The following is a 19,178-nucleotide window of genomic DNA, read 5'->3' as shown; positions in this document are numbered from 1 at the left end:
TCGTCCTGAGCCAGGATCAAACTCTCCAACAAAAACCTATTGGAAAAGCAAACCCCAGCAACAAAATGTTGTTGCCAAAGGAATCCCCACCAACCCGAAAGTTGGCACGGGGCATCATAAAACAATTTGGCACTGGCTTATCAAGCACCCTGTTGAGTTCTCAAAGAACAACCACACACCATCAGAACACCCACACCAGCAGGCACCCCTCCGGGGCCTTACCCGCACCCACCTCGCGGCGGGCACTTTTACTACGTTACCTTACCGTCTGGTCCGTGTCAACCGGTGTGTCCCGGTACGTCACGCTTCTGGCGGTTCGGCATCCGTGATCAGGCGCAGCGGTGACCGCTTCGCTCGATCGTCGGATTTGGCAGGCCGGCCGCTTGCGGTTTCCCGCTAGCTCGCCCGGTTCCCTGCCGGTCGTGAACATTACCCGGTCGTTTCCGCTCCGCCAAATCCGCCCCTCGGCGTCTTCGTCGGGCCCCGCCCGGACCGCGTCCACTGAGGATCACTCCGCACTGAACTCGGTACCGCCTGGTCCGGACCTCGTGGCTTTCGCCCCGTTTGCCCGTTCCGCAGCGGCAGAGAGAAAGTTACGCGTCCGCAGGTTTGATCGTCAAATCCGGGGGAAGCGGTCCCCGTCACACTTCGGTGCCCGTGAACGCTTCGCCGGTCCGAAGTGGCCTGTTCCACCAGGTCAACACGCAGCGACGCCTGGGGAACCGGACCGCAGCACGACCCCCGTAATTCACCCGGGTGCCCAGCTCAGCGGGTACCCCGGCGGGACATCCGCCAGGCGCGTACGCCGAGCAGTCCCACTGTCGTGCCGATCGCCAGCGACGCACCGATCAGCAGCGCGTGCACCCAGAGGAAGCCGGTCGCCGGCCAGTCACCGACCGTGCCGCTGGACCAGGACCGCTCGTCGTTCCAGATCGCCACCGCGAACCTCGGCCAGATCACCCAGGTCCAGACGCCCACACCGGCGAGGAACACGGCCCAGCCACGCGACACCACCATGGTCGGCGAGTATGCCAGCGGGCGGCGGGGACGGTGCCCGGACAGCTCGATCGGTACGGTAGGCCGATGACCCCGCCGCTGAGCCGCACCAATGCGGAGGCGCACCTCTACATGGACCTGCGTCCCTGCTCGTGCGGGGACGTCGGCTTCCCTCGGCAGAGCGCGGTCGTCGCGTTGGCCGACGGCGAGCTGGCGAGTCGGTACACCGGCGCCTGCGCCGGCTGCGGGCGGGAGAGGGAGTTCGTCTTCCGGCTGCCCCCGGGTCTCGGCGCGGCAGGCACCGGGTTCCGCTACGGCGGCGACGAGCCGTCGGAGCTGCTCGACCCGGGCGAATGGCTGCTCGTCGCCGACGCGTACGCCGGACAGGTGTCGGTGAACGCGGACGGCGACTCCCGGCAGCGGGCCCGGGCAGCGTTGACCCGGGCCGTCGCCGCGCTCGACGAGGTCGGCAAGTTCATCCCGGCCGACGGCGACGCGGTCCCCCCGGAGACCTTCGCCAGCGACCGGGGGCGTCACCTGCACCAGCGCGAGCCCGGTCGGTTCCGGCGGGAGCGGCTGCGGGCAGTGCGCGACACGTACGCCGGGATGCTGGCGCAGCTCGACTGAGTCGGACCCGCCGGCGGCGACGCGGTCAGAGGCCGCGGGCCTCGTCCAGGCAGGCGGCGTTGGTGGCCAGCAGCATCGGCAGCGCCGCGAGGAACTCACGCAACACGTGGCGGGGATCGTGCTCCCGCTCGTCGACGAAGTCGACCCGGGCGCCGGCCTCGGCGAACACCTCGCAGACCTCCCACAGGCTGTCGCCGACGCTGCTCCACTGCCAGACGTCGTGCACGAGGGTGGGCACCCGGACTACCGGCTCCATGCCGAACAGGCCGATGCCGTAGTTCAACGGGTCGTCCGGGCTGTTGCCGAGCGACACCATCAGCGGCAACACCCGGTGCGCGCGGGCGAACCCCTCCAGGTCGGGATCGTCGGGACTCACCTCGACCAGCAGCCCGTCCTCCAGGAACCCGTCGACGATCCGCTCCGGGTCGGTGACCCCGACGGCGGTGGCGGACTCCTCCAGGGCGCTCCTGGTCCACGGCCGGGTCGGCGCGTCGGTCGGGGGATGCGCGGCAGCCCAGACGGCGAACGCCTGCGGATCCTCCATCGTCACCACGAGGCGACCGATGCCCAACGAGTAGTAGGCGACCGGCGCGCCCGCCTCGGGATGGAACTCGCCGGTGTATCGGCCGACCGGCAGGATCAACGGCTGGGTCATCGGCGGTGTCCTCGTCTCGGTCACGGCTGCGGCTCCAGATAGACCACGCTGGCCAGCAAGAGCGGGTGCAGTGCCCGGAGGAGCGCGGTGAGCAGCAACTCCGGCTCGGTCAACTCCGTGTCGGTGCCTCCGCTGTCGCGCTCGTCGGCGGCCAGCGACTCGCAGACGTCCCAGAGGCTCTCGCCGGAGCGCCCGCTCTCCCAGAGGTTGTAGATCGTACGGGTGACCTTCACGATCGGCCGTTCGAAGAAGCCGATCGACCACAGCCAGGGCTCGTCGGCGCTGTTGCCCAGCCCCACCATCCGCGAGCCGAGCCGGTGGCGCTGGGCGAAGTCGACCGCCGCCGGGTCGTCGGGCGTCACCTCGACGAGCAGGCCCTCGGTGAGCAGGCCGTCGAGCAGCGGCTCGACGTCCACACCCGGAAGGTGTACGCCCGCCGCCCGCCGCACCGAGGTGAGCGACCAGAGTTGTTCCTCCTCCCGGTCAGCCGTGCTGTGCGCGAGCGCCCACAACGCGAAACGCGGGTCGTCCAGGTCCCACACGTCCGGGCCGAGCCGGACCCGCTGGTAGCGCTCCGAGGCGCCGACCTTGGGGTGGAAGGTGCCGAAGTACTGCCCAAGTGGCAGCAGCAGGGCCTCTGGGGTCGGCGTACTCATGGCTGCCCGTCCTGGTGGTCGCGGGGATCGGTGAAGGTGCTGGGCGGCACCATCTGCACCGGCGGGAGGTGGTCGACCTCCACGGGGGTGAGCCGGCCGAGGAGATAGCCCATGGACCTGGCCACTCCGCGTAGCTTCCTCTCCCGGGCGACGGAAGCAGGTGGACCGGGCGGGCCGACCAGGTCCAGTTCGTGAACGAAGTACACGATCGAGTCGCCCGACTGCGTCGAGACGACCAGCAGGCCGCCGGAGGGGTTCGCGATCACCAGCCAGGCCGGCGACAGCCACGGGTCGCGGTGTCGGCGCTGGGCCTGCACCAGATCGAAGAGCGGATAGTCGGGGTGCACACCGAACAGCGGGCGTTCCGGCGTCAGGGCGAACGGCACTCCGGGTACGTGGTGCGGCACCTCGGGCTGCGCGCCGTTGTTGCGGCGCAACCAATCGCGGTAATCCGCGGGCAGGCGGAGCCCTAGTGCGGACTCGACCGATTGGAGTTGTGCCTCGTCGACCTGGCCGTAGGGTCGCAGCCGAGAGGGTTTCCACAGGCGCCCGGTGGGTGGATCCATCACCTCGTTCGCGTCCACCCGGCGAACCGTGACCTCCCACTGGTCCTCGCTGGCCATGTCCAGGTCGGCGAACCGCCAGGTCTCGTCACCCACCGGGAACGTCTCGCCCAGCCGCATCTCGTGATGCGTGGACTCCTCGGCCCAGTGCGGCATGACCACCACCTCGGCGCGCACCGGCGGCCCCGCGTCGACCCATCGCACCGCTAGTCGGGCGTGCCCGATGTCGACTGGGACGTTGTTCGGTATGGAGGTGATCTCCGTGAAGGAGCGCAACGGCCGTTCTCCCTGTCCTGTCGTCGGCATCGTCAGCCGTTCACCATGTCGTGCAGCACGGACTCCTCAGGGAGCCTGAACCCGAGCACGTCCTGCGCGATCTGTTCGGCCGCCTCCCGACTGACGGGCATCGATCCTCCGACGCCTGGTTGCCCACCGTCGGCGCTCCAGTGGGCCGTGCGCTGCCCATGCTCGGAGGAGACGACCACGAGCAGACCATTCACCGTACCGTCGGCACCGAGCAGGGCGAAGTAGCCGACCGTCGTCGGGTGCTCGTCGAGAAACGTGCGACCGAGCGAATGACGGTGCGAGCGTTCCGGCTCGCTCTGAGCGGGCACCTTCGGTGCCGGACTCGGCGTATCCAGCCGCGCCGCGGCGGCATCGGTCTCGAGCGGGCCGGGCACTGTTGCGGCTGGCCTGGGCGCGACTGCGGGCGCGACGTCCAAGTGGGCATAGGACGTGCTCATCAGGTGCAGGAAGTCCAGGATCGGCATCTCCGCCGGATGATCGAAGTTCCACGGGTTTCGCAACGACACGCGGCCATCAGCGACCGCGACCACTTCGTACGCGTGGCCGGGCACCAGGCCGAACGGGAGTTGATGACGAATCTCCGCCGGGTAGTCCCGTTTCGGCAGCGTGCCGGTGATGATCGGACTGCCGGCGGCCAGCAGCTCGCCGAGTCGCGCCGCGACCGCAGCCTCCTGTCCCGGCCGGACGTCGAACGTCGATGCGCGACTGGGAGCACCCGTGAGCTGGGTCAACAGTTGCGCCTGCATGTCGGGGGTGCTGCCGATGTTCAGCCGCGCGTAGCCCGTCGGCGCCGCCTGGTGCGGATCGTCCGGGCTGTGCCAGGCCAGCCAACTCGACTGCCACTGTTGGCGCTGCTCCACACTCCAGGTCCGGTCGACTGCCGCCAGGGCCTTCTCGAGCAGGGAGGCCCAGGCTGCGCCGTTGACCGACTGGTCGGCGTAGGCCGCCGATCCGGCTGCCACGGATCGCAGAGGTACGTCGGGGGTCACCGTGATGCGCAGTCGACGACCCGTGGGCGCCATCGTCTCACCGAGCAGGGTGCTCTCGTGCAGCAGCACATCGACGGTGCCGTCCGCATTCGTCTGGAAGAGCTGCGCCAGCACGTCTGGTCGGTGACCGGCGACCGCAGCGATGGTGGCCAGTACTCCGCAGTCACCGAGCATGCCCTGTCGTACCTGGTCACGGCGGGGTGGACCGTCGAAGACCGGTGCCGGTCGCCCGGTCCGGGTATCCATCGGGCGCCCGTACTCGACGGCGCGTCGGGGAACAGGGTCGGGCAGGGTGACTCGGTCGGCGGTCGCGGTGACCTCGCCGGTGGTCACCGTCGGAGTGGACTCGATATCGACCTCGGTCTCGGGCGGCATCATCGACCGCAGCGCCTCGGTCAACGCGTTCGGCACCAGCGCCATCCGCCGCGCGTCGGTCTGGTAGTGGAACGCGTGGGTGGTGAGTACGGCCATGGCGGCGCGATTCGTGCCGTAGGCGGCCCGGAAGGCGGCGTCGATGCGGATCCGGTCCTCGGCGAGCAGGGCCTGGCGACCGGCCGGGGTGTTCAGGTCGTACGCGGGCGCCGACGCGGTGAGGGTGAACTCCGGTGCGCCGTCGAGGGTGTACGGGCGCAGGTCGAAGCGGCCGGTCAGGTCGACGTAGACGCCTTCGGCGGCTACCCGGTCGGCCAACCGTGGATCGACCTGACGGATCTGGTTCAACAGGTTCGGCGGCAGGCCGATGAGCTGCCCGGCCAGGGCGGGCATTCGGGGCATCGAGGACTGGCGCTGCTCCCCGTGCACGGCCAACTCGCGCAGCTTCGCGGTCAGCTCGGCAGCCTCCGGCGGCGGTCGGAAGTCCGGGGCCAGATGGTCTCGGTAGTCGATCGCGCGGTACCGCTCGACGAGCGTCGGGTCGGGTCGGTACGCCAGGACGTCGTTCACCGTCTCCGGTGTCATCGCCGGCAGGCTGAGCGTCATCACGTGGTACCAGACGTCAGCGGGCACGACCGCCAGACGTTCCCGTGCGTCCGGCGTACCCGAGCGCAGGCCCAGGTGGTCGACCAGCGTGTCGATCTCGGCGCGCAGGGCCAGCCGGGCGGCCGGGTCGGCCTGCGCGTACCAGGTGGCCATCAGACGCAGCTCGGCCAGCCGTCCCCGGTCGGCGACGGTGAGGCCGGCCGGGTCGATCGGTCCGTCGACGGTGTCCTGGTCGAAGAGGCCGACCTGGGCCACGCCGGTCTCGTGCCGGGCCAGCAGTTCGGCGGTCTCGTGTGCCAGCGCGCGGTCGACCGCGCTGTCGGCCGCCCGGTCGGAGACGGCGAGGGTGAAGGTGCCGTCCAGGTTGCGGGTCGTCTGCGCCACCGTGCCGGTGGGCAGCGCGTCGGCGACGACCCGGACGCGCAACGGGTCCAGGCCGTCGGTCCGCACCTCGAAGGCGTCCGGGCCGACGGCGACGACCTCGGTCGCGCCGATCGATTCGGCGAGGGTGGGCAGCACCAGCCGGGCCCGGTCCCGCACCGCCGTGGAATCGGCGGTCGGTCGGCCGTGACCGTGGAACTGCGAGTCCGGCAGCGCGGCGACCGTGCTGCGGGCCAGTTCGACGTGCGCGTACGTGGGCCTCATCAGGTCGAGGAAGTCGCGGATCGGCATCGGCGCGGGGTGGCTGTCGTTCCACGGGTTGCGCAGCCGCACCTCGCCGTCGGTCACCGACACGACCTCGTAGGCGTGCCCGGCGTAGAGCCCGTGAGGCGGCCTGCCGTGCTCGTACGACTCGTAGCGCGCGGCGGGGTGCGTACCGGTGATCACCGGGCTGCCGGCGTCGAGCAGGGCCGCCAGTCGGGCCTCGGCGTCGGCCTCCCGTCCGGGTGTCGGGTCGAGCTGGTCGACCCTGGTCGGTAGGCCGGTGATCTGGCTGAGCAGTTCCGCCTGCACATAGCGGCTGCTGCCGCTGCCCAGCCGGGCGTAGCCGAGCGGGGCGGCCTGGGCGGCGTCGACGTCGGGTCGGGCGCTCCACTGCCGCTGCCACTGGTCGTGGCGTTGCGGGGTCCAGGTGCGGTCGACCGCCGCGATCGCCTTCTCCAGCAGTGACGCCCAGGACGTACCGACCATCGACTGGTCGGCGTAGGCGCTGCGTCCCTTCGAGGCGGCGTGCACGGGCACATGCGGGAACACGGTGACCCGGAGCAGGCGTCCGGTGGGGGTGACCGCGCTGCCCGGCCCGTCGGTCTCGTGCAGCAGCACGTCCACCGAGCCGTCCGGGTTGGGGTGGAACATCCGGGCGACGGTGTCCGGCAGGTGACCGGCGACCGAGCCGATCACGGCGATCATGCCGCAGTCACCGAGCGCGCCCTGCTGCACGTCCGTCCGCTTCGGCGGGCCGTCGAACAGCGGTGCCGGCTGGCCGGTCCGGGCGTCGAACGCCACCCCGTAGACCGGTCCGCTGCCGGCCGCCTTCTCCGCCGGCAGCGTCACCCGGTCGGCGGTCACCTCGATCTCGCCGGCCGGTCCCTCGGTCGGGGCGGTCTCCGCAGCGGCGGCGGTGTCCGGCGGCGTGGGGGTGATGCCGCGCAGCGTCTCGGTCAGGACGTCGGGCACCAACCCCATCCAGCGGGCCGTGCCCTGGTAGTGGAACTCGTGGTCGGCGAGGAGGGTGGCGGCCTGATCGCCGCGCAGCCCCCGCAGGGCGGCGTGAGCGCGTTGCCGGTCCTCGTGCAGTTGGGCCCGTCGACCGGATTCGGTGGTCAGGTCGAAGACCGGTCGGGCGGCGCCGAGATCGATCGCCGGAACCCCGTCCACCATGTACGGGCGCAGGTCGTATCGGCCGGTCACGTCGACGTAGATGCCGTCACGGCCGAGTCGGTCGGCAAGGTCGGGGGCGACGGCCCGGATCCGGTCGAGCTGTGCCGGGGGCAGGCCGACGATACTTCCCGCGAAGGACGGCATCCGGGGAATCCCGGTCTGCGCCTGCTCGGCCTCGATGGCCAGTTCCCGCAGCCGGTTGGCCAGATCGGCCTGTTGCGGCACCTGGAAGTCCGGCGCCAGCCGGGCCCGGTAGTCGATCAGCCGCACCCGCTCGACCTCGCTGGGGTCCGGTGTGCCCGCCAGTACCTCCGACACTGCGGCCGGAGTGAGGGCGGGCACACTGAGCTGCACCAGGTGGGCCATCACGTCACCAGGGAGCAGTGCCCACCTGCCCCGGACCTCCGGGTCGCCCACCCGCAGGCCGAGGTGGTCGGCGAGGGCGTCGATCTCGGTACGCAGCGCGAGCCGACCGGCCGGGTCGGCGTCGGCGTACGCGGCGGCGAGCAGGCGGATCTCCGCCATCCGGCCCCGGTCGTGGGCGGTGAGCCCGGCCGGGTCGATCCGGCCGTCCACGTTGCCCGGGTCCAGCGGCCCGACGAGTGCCTGCCCCGACTCGTGCAGGGCCGACAACTCGGCCACCTCGTGCGCGAGCGCCCGCGCCACGACCTGGTCGACGGCCCGGTCGGAGACGGTGACGGTGAACGTCCCGTCGGGGTCGCGGGTCGACTGGGCCACCACGCCGTCGGTCAACGGGCCGGTGGTGAGGCGCACCGTCAGCGGGTACTGCCCGGCCACACGGATCTCGAACAGGTCCGGACCGACCTGCACCACGGCGTCCACCTGGGCGTACGGCGCGATCTGCGGCAGGGCGGCCCGTGCCAGTTCGAGTACGGCCGCCGGGTCGGCGGCCGGACGGCCCAGGCCGTGGAACCCGGAGTCCGGCACGGCAGCCGCGGTGATCCGCCCCGAGTCCGGGTCGGTCCCTCCGTCCGGCCGACCGGCGGCCGGGTCCGGCGCGGCGGGGTCGCCAGCGGCCGGGTCCGACGAGTTCGGGTCGACGGCGGTCGGGTCCGCGGAGCGCGGGAAGGCGCCGAAGAGACGCCCGAGTACGCCGTTGCGCTGCTGTGCCCCGGCCAGGCGCTCGGTGAGCCGATCGGCCGCCGACTCGGCCGCGTCGAGCCGGGCCTCCAGGTCGGCCGTCGCCTGTCCGAGCTCCCGGACCGGCTCCTGCAACCGGTCGACGACCTGGTCCACCTTGTCGGCTGCCGCCCGGGCGTCGCTACGGGCGTCGAACCGGGTCCGTACGTCGTCGGCCGCCAGGCTGGCCCGTTTCGCGTACCACTTCGCGGCGCCGATCACCGGGACGGCGGCGAGCGCGGCGACCGGGATGATCGGGGCGAGCGGACTCGACAGGGCGAGCGCGATCGCGGTGCCCCCCGCGCCGGCCAGGCCGGTCGTGGCGAAGCTGGCGCGCAGGTACGTCCGCAGGCTGGGCACGCCCGGCGGACGGCCGACGTCGATGTACCTCTGTCTTCCGCGCAGCGTCCGGAGCCGGACCGACCGACTGGCCCGGTCGCCGCCGTAGTCGACGACCACCTGACGTGCCTCGGGCGACAACTGGGCCACCCGGTCCGCCCGGCCGAACATGCCCTCGCGCAGCCCGAGCCGGTCGATGACCGCGTACAGCTCGCGCAGGGCGGGCTTGAGGGACATCGGGTCGGCGGTGCGGACATGGCTCTCGGCGACCTGCAGTTCCCACGAGTCGGCCCGGCGCAGGACGTCCGGACCCTCCGTCGTGGTGGTGTCGCCGTCGCGGGAGGTCGACGGGGTCGGTGCCGGCGGGCCGGTCTCCGCGCCACGCCCCGCCAACCGGTCGACCGCCGAGGTGACCCGGCCGAGGTTCGCCACCGCCACCCGGAGGCGGCGGGCCGCGTCGGTCACGACGACCTCGGTGGGTACGGCGAGCCGGTCCACGCGTGCCGCCGAGTCCGCCGCCGGGTTCGGATGGTCCAGGTCCCACTTGCGGCGGGCGTCCTTGACGCTGGTCTCCATCCGTTTCAGCGCCAGGTCGCGTACCGAGCCGAGCACGCCGCCGGCCGCCATGTTCAGCGGCCCCGCCCCGGCGGCGACCTGGATCACGCCGGCCAGGCCGACGGTGGTGGCAGCCTGCACCAGCGGCCCGGGGGTCTGTTCCACCGCGTACACACCGGCGTTCGGCACGTTGCTCGGCCGCGCGTCACTGTCCGTGGCGTCGGCGGGCCGGCCGACGAAGATCCGCGCCATCCGGTCCGCCAGCAGCCGACGGCCGTGGCGCTCGGCGACCGGTCGCAGCTCGGCCGGCAGGTGCTCGCGCCGCTGTGCGGCCCCCGGGGTGCCGTCGCGCAGGCCGAGCTGGTTCAGCAACGCCCGCAGGTGACGGGCGTGCCGGATCCGGACCGGACCGCGCGCGGCGTCGTGCCGGGCCGCCAGGTCGGCGAGCTGTCTGAGCGCCGCCGCGTCCCCTGGGTCACGGGTGCCGGTGGACGGATCGGCGGTGGTCGTCCCACCACCCGTCGGGTCGCCGGGGCGGGTCGGGGACGTGGCGTCGGGGGCGGCGAGCCCCGCCCAGGCCGGGTCGCCGAAGAGCAGCCGCCGGAACGCCCCGGCGGCGCTGTTACGGCGGTGCGACTCGGCCAGCCGCCGGTCCAGGTCGACCACCCGCTGCTCCAGATCGGCGGTGCGCCGGACGACGTCGGCGACCCGGTCCGTCACCAGGTCCACCGGGCCGGTCACGGCCTCGTTGATCTGGGTGAGCTGCGCGTCCGCCGGCATCGCCGGGTGGTCCGTGTCCCAGGTGTCGCGGGCGTCCTTGGCCGCCGCCTCCCGACGGGCCATGATCGGGTCGACCACGGACCCACTGGCCATCGCGGTCAGACCGGCGGTGATCGCGAACCAGCCGAGTCGGAGCTGACCGACCAGGTCACCGACGACGGCGATGCTGCCGGCGGCGAGCACGCTGGGCGCGTTCTCCGCAGTGCCCATCCACCAGGGCGCCACCTTGCCGGGCCGGTTCCCTTCGGCCGGTCGCCCGTCGACGGCCGCCGCCAGGCGGTGCCGCACCATCGCCGTACGGGAACCGCCGAAGCGGTCCGCCATCGACCGGAGGTCCTCCGGCAACAGTTCCCGGCGCTGCTCGACACCGGGAGTGTTCTGTCGCAGACCGAGTGCGTCGAGCAGTGCCCGGATCTCGCGGGTCACCCGGGGACGGGCGAAGGTGGAGGCGGCGTCGCGCTGTGCCGCGAGAGCCCGCAACTCGGCCAGCCGCCCCTGCTCGTGCGGGGTGAGGCCGACCGGCTCGGTGGAAGCCGCCGTCGCGGACGGGTCGGACCGGTTGGTCGTCGGCGGGCCGCTCGCCGGCGGGCCGGGATCCGGCGGGGCGAAGCGTCGCGGCCGGCCGATCAGGCGACGACGTCGTTCCCCGGCGTCGAGCCGCTGTCCGAGCGCCTCGACCCGGCTCTCCAGTCGGCCCGTCGCCGAGTCCGCCTCCCGGGTCGGCGGCCCCACGTCGTCGGCCCGGGCGGCGACCTCGCGGCCCGTGGTGACATCGGAGTCGACGGCGGAGCGGGCCTCCTGACGTGCGTCGTGCCGGGCCCGACGGTCCTCGGCGGCCAGACCGGCCCGCTTCGCCAGCCACTTCGCCGGACCGGTGGCGACCGCGCCGATCACCCCACCGACGCCGAGCATCAACGCCAACTCGGGCCGACCGGCGTCCACGGTCAGCTTCACCGCCAACGCGGTGAGCATCGAGTTGGTGGCGATGTGGGTGATCACATAGGTACGCAGCCGGGGCAGTCCGGTCGGACGCGGGTCGCTGGTCGGCGCGGCGGGCAGGCGGTCCAGCGCCCGGCCCCGGCGGTCGGTGTACCAGTCCGGGTACACCTCGGTCAGGGCGGTCCGCGTCGCGGCCGGTACCCCGCTCAGGCGCTGCTCCGCGCCGAGCATGCCGTCCCGCAGGCCCAGGCGGTCGACCACGGCGGCCAGTTCGCGGCGGGCGGCACCCAGCGACCAGCGGTCGGCGACGGCGACCTGGTGCGCGGCGGTCCGCAGCTCGGCGAGGTCGGCGGGGGAGAGCGGGGCGACCGTGGGTGCTGCCGGATCCACCGGCCGCCCGAGCGCCGACAACTCGGCCACCTCGTGGGCCAGTCCCCGCTCGACCACCCGGTCGGCGGCTCGGTCGGAGAGCGTCACCACGGCGACGCCGTCGCTGCCGAACCGGCTGGTCGCCACCGCGCCGTCCGCGACCGGCCCACTGGTCAGACGGAGCGTGAACGTGCTGCCGTCGGCCCGGGTCACCTGGTAGGTGCCGTCCGGGCGGGCGAGCACCTCGGAGACCTCGGCGTGGGTGGCCACCTGCCCGGCCACCGCACGAGCCCGGTCCAGGACGGCGTCCGGGTCGGGTTCCGCACGACCCTGGCCGTGGAAGTCGGTGCCGGGCAGGGCACTCGCGGTGATCACCGTGCCGGCCCGGTCGCCGTTCGTCCGGGTTTCGACGACGTCGGTCCGGTCGGCCGGTCCGGTCAGGTTGTCGGTTCCACCTCGGGCCACACCTGCCGGCCCCTGGTCCGCCCCTCGCGTCGCGCCTGGGCGTACTCCTGCATGACCCGCCGGGGCGGCAGGCTGGGGTGCACGGTGATCACTCCCGAGCGGTCGATGATGTAGCTCCCCTGGCCCACGTGCGTCCCCGAGGCCCGCTCCTGCTCCGAGAGCCTCTCCCGGGCCAGCCAGCCGTACTCGAACTCCCGGAGCACGATCGGATTCCGGGTCGCCAGCAAACTGCTGATCAGTGTCAGCGCCTCGTCCTCGGTCAACTCGCCCCTCTCCGTCAGGCATCATCATCGCCCAGAGGGCATGGGTTTCCCGGATGTCCGCGGCCGGCATGTCCGCCGACGTCGTCCCGCTCTGCGGATCCCACCACACCGGCGCGTCGGCATCGACCGGGAAGACGATCACGAACGCGTGGGCACCGTCGATCTCCGGTTGGCCGTGGGCGTCCAGGATCGGCTGCCCGGCCGCGTCGACGTACAGCCAGTCGGCCACCACCAGCGCCGACGCGCCGGGACCGGCCTCCGCCACCCGCCGGTAGAGGTCGGCGTACTGGTCGGCGACCGCGTCGGTGCGGGCCGACAGGTCGGTGGGCAGGTTGTCCGGCCCGCCGATCCACTCCCCGCCGATCCACGCCTCGGCGCGTTCCAGGCCGCCCCGCTCACCGGAGACCAGGTCGATCGCGCCGTCGTCGGTCCGGTCCGCCCACCGTGGCACCGACACCTGTGGGTCGCCGTGGAAACTGGCCAGGGCCGCCAGCGACGCGTCGAGGCAGTTGTTGGCCCGGCCCGGCTGGTCCGGCCCACCATCGTTGACCAACTGGCCGTACGGGTGGATGGACGGGTCCGCGAAGACCGCGTAGCCCTGCGGCGTGGCCAGACTCGCGGCCAGGTCGTCCTGGTACCGCGGATCCTCCAGGGGGGCCAGCTCACCTGGCCCGTACCGCCGGCTCTCCGGCAGCGACGGCGCGGGACCGACGTCGGTCAGGCCGTCGGGTCCTCCGTCGGCCAGACCTGGCGGCCGGTGATCCGGCCCTCCCGGCGGGCCTGGGTGTACTCCATGATCAACAGTGGCACCGGCAGACTCATCTGTGCCGTGACCACTCCCGTCCGGTCGACTATGTAGCTCCCGTGGCCCAGGTGCCGGCCCTGGGCCCGTTCCGGTGGCGACAGTTGCTCCTTCGCCAGCCACCCGAACTCGAACGGATGCATCTCGATCTCGTTCGGCGTGCCCAGCAGGCGTGTGATCAGTGCCCGCGCCTCGTCCTGTGTCACCCGGACCCCCTTCCACCGACGGCACCATCGACCACAGCGCGTACGTCTGTGCCATGTACGCCGCTGGGGGCTGCGGCCACGTCATCCCCCGTTGTGGATCCCACCAGACCGGTCCGTCGGCACCCTCCGGATGCACCACGACCAGGGAGTGCGAATCCCCGGCCTGCACGTGCCCGCCGTCGAGCACGATGTCCCCGGTGTTCGGATCCGTCCTGCGCCATTCGACCACGACAAGGGCCGCCGTGCCCGGACCCGCCGCCGCGACCCACTGATGCAGCCGCGCGTACTGCTCGGCGACCGCCGCCGCGTTCTCGGTCGGCGTGGTGGGCAGGTCCGCCGAACCGCCGGACCAGTCGACGCCGAGCCACGCCTCGGCCCGGTCGAGACCGCTCGCCTCCCCGGCCAGCGTCTCGATCGACCCGTCCGGACGGACGTCGGGCCAGCGAGGGAGGGAGACCTGCGGGTCACCGTAGAAGCTGGACAGGGCAGCCAGCGACGAGTCGAGGCAGTTGTTGGCCCGGCCCGGCTGATCCGGCCCACCATCGTTGACCAACCTGCCGTAGGCATGTGTCGACGGGTCGGCGAAGAGCGCGTAGCCCTCGGGCGTCCGCAGGCTCTGCTCGACGTCCGACTGATAGCCGGGGTGTTCCAGCGGCGCCAACTCACCCGGGCCGATCCGCCGTGTCTCCGACAACCGGTGATCGGTGTCGGTCGGCGCAGAGTCGGTCTGGTCCGGCGTCGGTACGCCGGGGTCGCTCAGTCCGTCGGGTCCGGTGTCGGCCAGACCTGCCGGCCGGTGATCCGGCCCTCCCGGCGGGCCGTCGTGTACCGCTTCATGACCAACGGTGGAGGCAGGCTGGGATGCGCGGTCACCACTCCCGTCCGGTCGATGATGAAGACCCCCTGGCCCATCTGCCGGCCCTGTGCCCGCTGCTGCGGGGAGAGCGTCTCCTGGGCTGCCCAGCCGAACTCGAACGGGAAGACCGCCACCGGGTTGTCCGTCCCGAGCAGCCGGGTCATCAGCTGCTGGGCTTCCTCCCTGCTCATCGGCATAGCCGGGGTGTACCTCCATCGACCACAGGTTCTGCGTCAGTCCAACATAGTCCCCGGGGAGCGGGTCGGTGGTGGTGCTGGCGTACAGCGGGTCCCACCACACCGGCCCGTCCGCACCCTCCGGATACACCAGCAGGAACGCGTGCTGGGCGGCCGGCTGGGTGTGACCGTCGGCGTCGAGCAGCGGAGCGGCGTTCCCGTCGAACTGCACCCAGTCCACCACCACGACGGCGGCCGTGCCCGGCCCCCCGCCGAGGACACTCTGGTAGAGCTGCGCGTACCGGTCGGCCACGGCCTCGGCCCGTTCGACGGGCGTACCCGGCATCGCCTCGTTGGCACTGTCGCCGACCCAGTCGCCGCCGATCCAGTTCGCGATCCGGTCGACACCGGCCAACTCCCCCAACTCGGTCTCGATGGAGCCGTCGTCGAGCCGATCCGGCCAGCGCGGATGGGACACCTGCGGATCACCGTAGAAGCTGGCCAGCGCGGCCAGCGTGGAGTCGACGCAGTTGTTGCTGCGCCCCGGCTGGTCCGGCCCACCGTCGTTGATCAACCGCCCGTACGGGTGCGTGGACGGGTCGGCGAAGACCGCGTACCCCTCGGGGGTCCACAGGCTGTCCGCCACGTCGTCCTGGTAGCGCGGATCCTCCAACGGCGCCAACTGCTCCGGCCCGTACTGCCGGGTGTCCGGCATCGGCCAGCCCTGCATGTCGGGCCAGATCGCGGCGTTCGGATCGGTGAATCTCGGGTCGACGACCGACGACGGAGCGGTGTTCGGCTCGATCCTCGGCCCCACGTCGGACGCGGTCGAATCCGGCGGCAGGACCGGGTTCGTCGTGCCCTGTGTCTCCACCGGCCGAATCGGGTCACCTTCGGCGTCGAGAACGATGGCCCAGACGTCACCCACCCGTCCGGCGTGCAACGGGTCGGTGTCGGAGATCAGCTGGTTCTGCCCATCGAGCCAGACGATCGTGCCGTCATGGTTGACGGCGTTCCAGGTGTGCGCGCCGGGCTGGTCGGACCAGGTGGTGACGATCAGCACCGCCGAGCCCGGACCTGCCGCGCGAAGCGCGTCGGCAATCGTGTCGAGGGCATTGGTGCCGGCGCCCTGGTGAGCGAAGCTGGACCGGAGCGCCTGCTCCTGGCGCAGGGTACTGCCCGCCTCGACCTGCGCTGACGGCACCGTCGACGCGGCCACCTCCGGCCGCCCGAACCAGGTCGACAGAACCGAGAGCCCGACGTCCGCGCAGTTGTTGTCCCTGCCTGTGACGGTGGGTCCACCGTCGTTGACCAGCCCGGCCCACGGACCACGCGGATCCGGGTGGACTTCGGGTCGCCCTGTGTTCGTATCACGCGGCACGGCCGCCTCGAGCAACTGCTGATCGGCCTGGTCGGGGGGGACCAGACCGTCAGGCCGGCCGTAGGGACGATTGTCGCTCAGCGGCGGCCCGTTACCCACCACGCCGGGCACAGTCGGCTGGTAGGCGTTGACATCGCGGTCCGGGTCCGTGATCGGCTCCACCCCGAACTGCGGCAGGAAGTGTGCGCACGACCGACAAGGCGGCCGGTAATGTCCTAGCTCGTAGGTGACGCCATCAGAAAATGCCGGTTTGACCTGATGAGTGACTATCTTGGAACCTCGGAGTGCATCCAGGGCCCACTGATCGAACTCGCCGGGCCTGCCTTCCGCCTCCCATTGCTGCTCGAGTTGGTAGAGCTGGTCAGAGACCAGAGCCACCTCCGCACACTTGCCATGTCCGCTGCCGGTGCCGTCGGCCAGGGCAGCCGCCGTCCGGTTCAGGGCGGCCTGCGCAAGCCGGTGCACGCGCGGCTCGGTGGCCGGTGTCGTGCCCTTGTTCGCGGCCATGCTGGTATGCGCGGTGATCTCGCCATTGGGCATGAGCAACGCCCCTGCCATACCGGGCTGCTTGCTCTTCGAGACCGTGGCTGCCTTGACCGCTGCGCGAACGGTCTCGGCCAGCGTCCGCGACGCCTCAATCAGAGACCGTTCCGCAGCAGGGCCAGTGGGATCACCGTCCACCGACGTCGGGTCGGTCTGCCAACTATGCGTGCCGCGGCCCGTCGGCCCTTCTGATCGCCTCAGAGTCTGGGGATCGACAGGGCCGCTGGCAGCACGCGGTCCGGTGGGGTCGCTGGTCAGCGTTCCCGAACTGCCCGGCACCGGGACGACGACGGGGACGTCCACAGCGGCCTGCGGGGAGGAATCCGCGCGTCCCCTGATCGAATCGGTCTCGCCGACCGGGATGACGGGAGGCTTGGTGTCAGGGGAGGCGACGGTCGGATCGATGCCCATGGTCTGGGCCGGCACCGTCAGCGGGTCCACGGGTGAGGTGCGACCCTCCGTCCGGCTGGCGGCCGGCACGTTGCCCGGCGCGGATGGAGTACCCGTCGGCGATGAGACACTCTGCTGGCTGGTCGCGCCCTGCTGGGTGGTGGTCCCGGGCTGGTTGGTGGGGCCGGTTTGGGCCGGAACGGTCGATGGCGGCCCGGTGGGCGGCGTCAGCGACACCGACCCGGCTGAGTTCGCCGTCGCAGTGTTGACGAGCGGGCCGCCCGGCGTCGTACGGCCCGACGCCGGTTGCGGGGCGGTGCTGCTGGTGTTCTGGGCCCCCGGCGTGGCCGGGGCGTTCGCACCAGCAGTCGGCGTACCGGTGGTCGGCGTCGGCGCATTGGCGACGTTCGCCGTCGGTGAAGTGGTTGTCGTCAGCGATCCGGCCGTCGAGGTCGGGTGCGTTGGGGTGGGTGTCGCCGGAGCCGCCGTGCCGGGTGGCGGGCCGACAACCGGGGCTACAGGTGGCGTGTTGGGATCCGCCGCTGGAGAGGTCTCCGAAGTATGGGAATCAGCCACGTTGTCGATCGGGCTGATGCCGACGGTGTCGGTGGTGGGCGAATCGGTCCGGGTGGCGGTGGACCCGGTCGCGCCGTCACCGGTCGTGGTGACGGCGCCCTCCACCCGTGGACCTGACACCTGCCCACCGGCAGTGTGTTCCGTCGAACCACTTGCGGGACGATCGTTGCTTGCCGAGTCGGGGCCTGCCGAGTCCTGGGTTGCCGGCGCGATCGGCTGTCCGGCGTCGGTCGGAGCGCTGGTCGCATGGGTGCCGCCGGTCGACGGGTCGGCGGGCGCCGTGATCCCTCCGTCAGCGGGGACGGCAACCGGAGGCCCGTTCGCGCCCTCGGCGAGCGACGCACCGTCGGACGTACCCGCGTCGGCAGTCGAGGAGCCCTCGGTCGGTGCCGCGACGCCCGCGTCGGATGTCGGTGGCGCGAGGCTGATCGAACCCGACCCACTGTCCGGCACCGTGACGGCGCCGTTCTGTGTCACGCCCAGATCGGTGTTTCCGCTGCTCGGGTCGACATTCGGGCCATTGACGCCACCGGCTACGACTGCACCGGACCCTGCCCCGTCGGTGCTGCCGGTACCGGTCGCACCACCGTTGACACCTCCGACGGTGCCGAGGCCGTCGGCGGTGCCGACGTTCAGAGCCGGGTCGATTCCGCCCGCCGGGAGACCGGCGCCGGGGTTGAAGTCGCCGGTCCTGCCGAGGCCCCAGTTGGTGACGTTCGCACCCACGTTGCCCATGCTGCTACCGATCATGGTCAACCCGGTGCGGCCGGCGCCGCTGGTGAATCCGCCGAGGAACGCGTCCGCGCCCGGCATCGCCCACTGTCCGTTGACCGTGCCGTTGGCGAGCACGCTGGCCGCAGGGGAGACGACGGCGTTCTGCATGCCGGAGGCGAGACTCGTGGTGCCCCAGCGGACCATTCCGCTGCCGGGGAAGGAGAGCTGCGAGGGGCGGAACGAGAAGGGCATGTGCGGTGCCACCCGCCGGCCGGCGAAATGCATGCCGGTGCCGAGCACGCCGCCGATCGCGCCGCCCACCCCGGCGGTCAGGGTCCGGTTACCGTCCCACTGCCGCCGCTCGCCGGTGTGCATCTGGTACGCCTGGGCACCCACGTCGATGATCAGCTCTTCGCCGATCTCCTCGACCAGTTCCAGGCCGAGCCGGGTCATCCCCTGGCGAAAACCCTGGCTGCTGACGATCTGCCCGAGCCTGGTGCCGGCGGCGCGCAGGGCCGTCTGCATGCCGGCACGGGTGAGCAGTTGCCGGCCCATCTGGGCGATCAACCGGCGGAAGGCGACCGTCACGGCCTGCCGACCGGCCGCCAGGATGCCCGGGATCGCTCCGGCCGACACACCGCCCAGCCAGGCCATCAGCAGGGCGACGAAGACCGCGATGACGGTGATGAAGACCGCGATCAGCACGGTCAGCTTGGCGTACTCGATCTCCAGAGCGGCCTGGTCGCAGCCGGCGGCGTACGCCGCGGCGACCTCCTGCATGAGCGGCAGGCCGGTGTTCGGGTCGACGGCGATCTGGTTCCAGAGCCCGCCGAACGCCTCGCCGGCACCGCCGCCCCATGCCTGCAGGATCTTCATGACCGCCGGGTCGGCCTCGCCCAACGCCTCGCTGATCGCGTCCGCCATCACCTGCCAGGCGTCGGCGAGCTCCCGCATCTTGTCTTCGTCGCCGCTGGGCCACGCCTCGCCCGCGCTCACCCAGCAGATGGCGTCCCAGACCCACGCGTACTCGCCCAGCGAGTTCCTGGGATTGGGTACCGCCACCCCGCGTGCCCTTCCGTCCGATGTCGAACGA

The 19,178-nt window shown here is 72.0% G+C and carries 6 protein-coding genes; 1 reads left to right on the top strand and 5 read right to left on the bottom strand.

Annotated features, from left to right (window positions below; all coding sequences use genetic code 11):
* Positions 1-765: 765 nt before the first annotated feature.
* Entirely contained in the window at positions 766-1,017 is a 252-nt protein-coding gene (locus tag ABZ738_RS28865) for an SCO4848 family membrane protein (RefSeq protein WP_176095502.1), read from the bottom strand.
* Between the two features lie 66 nt (positions 1,018-1,083).
* Here ABZ738_RS28865 and ABZ738_RS28860 point away from each other — a divergent pair, with 66 nt between their 5' ends.
* A complete protein-coding gene (locus ABZ738_RS28860) occupies positions 1,084-1,623 on the top strand; it encodes a hypothetical protein (protein ID WP_131054390.1) in 540 nt (179 codons plus the stop codon).
* Positions 1,624-1,648: 25 nt separating this feature from the next.
* Here ABZ738_RS28860 and ABZ738_RS28855 read toward each other — a convergent pair whose 3' ends face one another.
* The 4 genes from ABZ738_RS28855 to ABZ738_RS28840 are packed head-to-tail and all read right to left on the bottom strand — an operon-like array spanning position 1,649 to position 19,147.
* Complete coding sequence (locus ABZ738_RS28855; RefSeq protein WP_131054391.1) at positions 1,649-2,278, bottom strand: hypothetical protein; 630 nt, start codon at positions 2,276-2,278, stop codon at positions 1,649-1,651.
* A 20-nt stretch (positions 2,279-2,298) separates the two neighbouring features.
* Complete coding sequence (locus ABZ738_RS28850; RefSeq protein WP_254877005.1) at positions 2,299-2,934, bottom strand: hypothetical protein; 636 nt, start codon at positions 2,932-2,934, stop codon at positions 2,299-2,301.
* Positions 2,931-3,773 (bottom strand): DUF6406 domain-containing protein, encoded by an 843-nt coding sequence (locus tag ABZ738_RS28845; protein WP_357218326.1) that lies wholly within the window; start codon positions 3,771-3,773, stop codon positions 2,931-2,933. Before ABZ738_RS28845 ends, ABZ738_RS28850 begins: the two co-directional genes overlap by 4 nt.
* A 32-nt stretch (positions 3,774-3,805) precedes the next feature.
* Entirely contained in the window at positions 3,806-19,147 is a 15,342-nt protein-coding gene (locus ABZ738_RS28840; RefSeq protein WP_357218323.1) for a toxin glutamine deamidase domain-containing protein, read from the bottom strand.
* Positions 19,148-19,178 lie beyond the last annotated feature (31 nt).

The sequence above is a fragment of the Micromonospora sp. NPDC047793 genome (assembly GCF_040642635.1).
In the GTDB taxonomy this organism is placed as follows: domain Bacteria; phylum Actinomycetota; class Actinomycetes; order Mycobacteriales; family Micromonosporaceae; genus Micromonospora.
The sequence above is the reverse complement of the archived record's forward strand: the minus strand, read 5'-3'. Positions and strand labels throughout refer to the sequence as shown.